Genomic DNA, 2,766 nt, shown 5'->3' on the forward strand with positions numbered 1-2,766 from the left:
CGCAGCTGGTTGAGGATGTCGTCGCGGCTGAACACACGCCCGCTCTCGCGCGCCAGCAAGTGCAGCAGTTCGAACTCGGTGCCGGTGAGTTCCACCGCTTCGCCCTGGCGCACCACGCTGCGGCGCGCCGGGTCGATGGTCAGGCCCTCGAAGGCCAGCACGTCCGGCACCGGTGCCCCGTTGGTTGGTCCGTTGTGGCCATGTCGGCGCCGCAACAGGGTCTGGATGTGAGCCACCAGCTCGCGCGGCTCGAAAGGTTTGGGCAGGTAGGCGTCGGCACCCAGTTCCAGACCCACCACGCGGTCCATCACGTCGCCGCGCGCGGTGAGCATGACGATGGGGATGTCGCTCTCCTTGCGGATGGTGCGGCAGAGTTCGAAGCCGTCCATCTCGGGCAACATCACATCCAGGATGGCGGCCTCGAACACGCCGCTGCGCAAGCGCGCCAGTCCTTCGCTGGGCTTGAGCGCCTGCGTGAGATCCAGCTCGAACCGTTGAAAGTAGGTTTTCAGCGGTGGCCCGAGCTGTTCGTCGTCGTCAATCAGCAGGATGCGGTGCATGTGGCATTCTCACACTGCGGTGCTGTCGACGGCGCGGCCGCATCAGCCGCGGCGGCCCCAGCCCTGGCGCTTGTTCATCATCTCGCGCACCTCGGCCTGCTGCGTCGGGTTGAGGCTGTCGTAGAAGTCGGCCAGCGCGTTGATCACCTCGGGACTGCTCACCTGCACCACGCGGGTCTTTTCGTCGAGGAGGCTCAGGGCGCGGGCGCGGTCAAACTTCTCGCTGGCCACCAGCTGGCGCACCTCGGCGCGCGGGTCGGTGGTCTGGCCGATGAAGGCCGTGCGCTGGGCCTGCAGCTTGTCGGCCAGCACGCCGAGTTTCTGTTGCTGCTCGGCGTTGAGGTCGAGCTTTTTCGTGACGCGTTCGACAACCTTGCCGCGCATCTCGGTCATGCGTTCGGCGCTCATGGGGCCGTGCTCGTGATGGCCGCGCGTGCCACAGGCGGTGAGGCCACCCACAGCAATGGTGACGCCGGTCAGGGCGATGAGGGAGCGTTGGATCCAGGGCTTCATGACGGGGTCCTTGTTGAGGAGGGGTTGAACATGACCGTGATGGTGCCGGCCCGCGGCGCGCCCGTCGTCTCGCGGCAGTTTCGGTTTGTTTCGTTTCATGTCGGGCAGGGGCGCTGCACAATGCGCCAACCGTGCCACCCCGGCGCCGTGGAGCCCCTGCATGAAAACCAAACTGCTCAAACGTCTGCTCGCGCTGGGTCTGGTCAGCCACGGTGCGCTGGCGCTGGCCACGGCCACCGGCAACAAGACAGAGCCGGTCGATTGTTCGAAAACGCCGGGCACCCAGAGCGCGTTGAACGCCTGCGCCTTCCAGGATTTCGAGACCGCCACCGCCGCCTACAGCGCGGCCTACAAGACGCTCTCGCAAAGCGTTGGCAACCCCCAGCGCAAGCTGTTGCGTCAGGTGCAGACCGAATGGACCCAGTACCGCGTGAAGGCCTGTGAGTTCGAAAAGAGCGGCATCGAAGGTGGCAGTGCCGCACCGATGATCAACTGGCAGTGCCAGGCCCGCATGACGCGCGAGCGCACCGCCGAACTGCAACGGTTTCTGGATTGCCAGGAAGGCGATTTGAGCTGCGTGCGGCAGCCCAAGTGAGTCTTCAATAGGCTTCCGTGTCGACTTCGCGGTTGGCTTGTTCGTTGTAGCGGTTGCCTTTGACCGTGCCTTGGTTGATCAAAGCGTCCAGCTTCGCCATGGTGGCAGCGTCCAGCTTCACATCGGCCGCGCCGATGTTCTCGCGCAGGTGGTCTTCGCGCGCCGTGCCCGGGATGGGCAGGATGTCGTTGCCCAGGTGCAGCAGCCAGGCGATGGCCAGCTGCGCGGGGGTGCAACCCACCTCGTGCGCGATGGCCTGGAACGGCGCCAGCAGCTTGAGGTTGGCCGCGTGGTTGTCGGGTGCAAAGCGCGGCATGGTGCGCCGGATGTCCTTGGCATCGAGTGTGGCCACATCCACCTCGCCACACAGAAACCCGCGCGCCACCGGGCTGAAGGCCACAAACGCCACGCCGAGTTCGCGGCAGGCCTGCAACACCGCGATCTCGGGGTTGCGCGTCCACAGCGAGTACTCGGTCTGCAGTGCCGTGATGGGATGCACCGCGTGCGCCTTGCGCAAGGTGGCGGCCGACACCTCGCTCAGGCCAATCGTCTGGATCTTCCCCGCGCGCACAAGGTCGCTCAGCGCACCCACGCTCTCTTCAATCGGCACCTGCTTGTCCCAGCGGTGCAGGTAGTAGAGGTCGATCACATCGGTCTTCAGGCGCTTGAGCGCGGCCTCGCAGGTGGCGCGGATCGTCTCGGGGCGACCATCGATCACGCGCACCAGTTTGCCGTCACCCGCCACGTCCACGCCCTGCATGCCGCATTTGCTGGCCAGGGTGAATTCGCTGCGGCGCTTTGACAGAGCTTTGCCCACCAGCGTCTCGCTCACGCCAAACCCGTAGAGCGCAGCGGTGTCGAAGTGCGTGACGCCCTGGTCCAACGCAGACTGCAACAGCCGCTCGGCCGCCTCGGGCGTCACGGGTGCGCCGTAGGCGTGGCAGATGTTCATGCAGCCCAGGCCGAGCGCCGAGACTTTGAAGGGACCGAGTTGGCGTTGTTGCATGGCTTCAGCCCGCCGCGTTCAACTTCTGCTCGAGGTCGTGCAGCACCTCGTAGCAGGCAAACACCTTGGCCACGCTGGCGTTGGGCTCACGG

General features: G+C 65.8%; 4 protein-coding genes. 1 reads left to right on the plus strand and 3 read right to left on the minus strand.

Annotated elements, in window-relative coordinates:
* Both Q1W68_RS05750 and Q1W68_RS05755 read right to left on the minus strand, forming a co-directional pair.
* On the minus strand, positions 1-560 hold a 560-nt coding region (locus tag Q1W68_RS05750), incomplete at its 3' end, for a response regulator transcription factor (protein WP_300715838.1).
* Between the two features lie 42 nt (positions 561-602).
* Complete coding sequence (locus Q1W68_RS05755) at positions 603-1,073, minus strand: periplasmic heavy metal sensor (RefSeq protein WP_300648568.1); 471 nt, start codon at positions 1,071-1,073, stop codon at positions 603-605.
* A 160-nt stretch (positions 1,074-1,233) separates the two neighbouring features.
* Between Q1W68_RS05755 and Q1W68_RS05760 the strand changes: the two genes are divergently transcribed.
* Entirely contained in the window at positions 1,234-1,668 is a 435-nt protein-coding gene (locus Q1W68_RS05760; protein WP_300648566.1) for a lysozyme inhibitor LprI family protein, read from the plus strand.
* Positions 1,669-1,672: 4 nt separating this feature from the next.
* Here the strand turns inward: Q1W68_RS05760 and Q1W68_RS05765 are convergent, their stop codons facing one another.
* Positions 1,673-2,674, minus strand: a complete 1,002-nt coding sequence (locus Q1W68_RS05765; RefSeq protein WP_300648564.1) for an aldo/keto reductase — start codon at positions 2,672-2,674, stop codon at positions 1,673-1,675.
* Positions 2,675-2,766: the final 92 nt, after the last annotated feature.

Origin of the sequence: Hydrogenophaga sp., from assembly GCF_030158645.1 — a bacterium.
Classification (GTDB): Bacteria; Pseudomonadota; Gammaproteobacteria; order Burkholderiales; family Burkholderiaceae_C; genus Hydrogenophaga.

What these genes read in the sequence shown, in the direction of transcription:
- Q1W68_RS05760 (WP_300648566.1), top strand. Translation starts at nt 1,234, where the DNA reads ATGAAAACCAAACTGCTCAAACGTCTGCTCGCGCTGGGTCTGGTCAGC.
- Q1W68_RS05765 (WP_300648564.1), bottom strand. Translation starts at nt 2,674, where the DNA reads ATGCAACAACGCCAACTCGGTCCCTTCAAAGTCTCGGCGCTCGGCCTG.
- Q1W68_RS05755 (WP_300648568.1), bottom strand. Translation starts at nt 1,073, where the DNA reads ATGAAGCCCTGGATCCAACGCTCCCTCATCGCCCTGACCGGCGTCACC.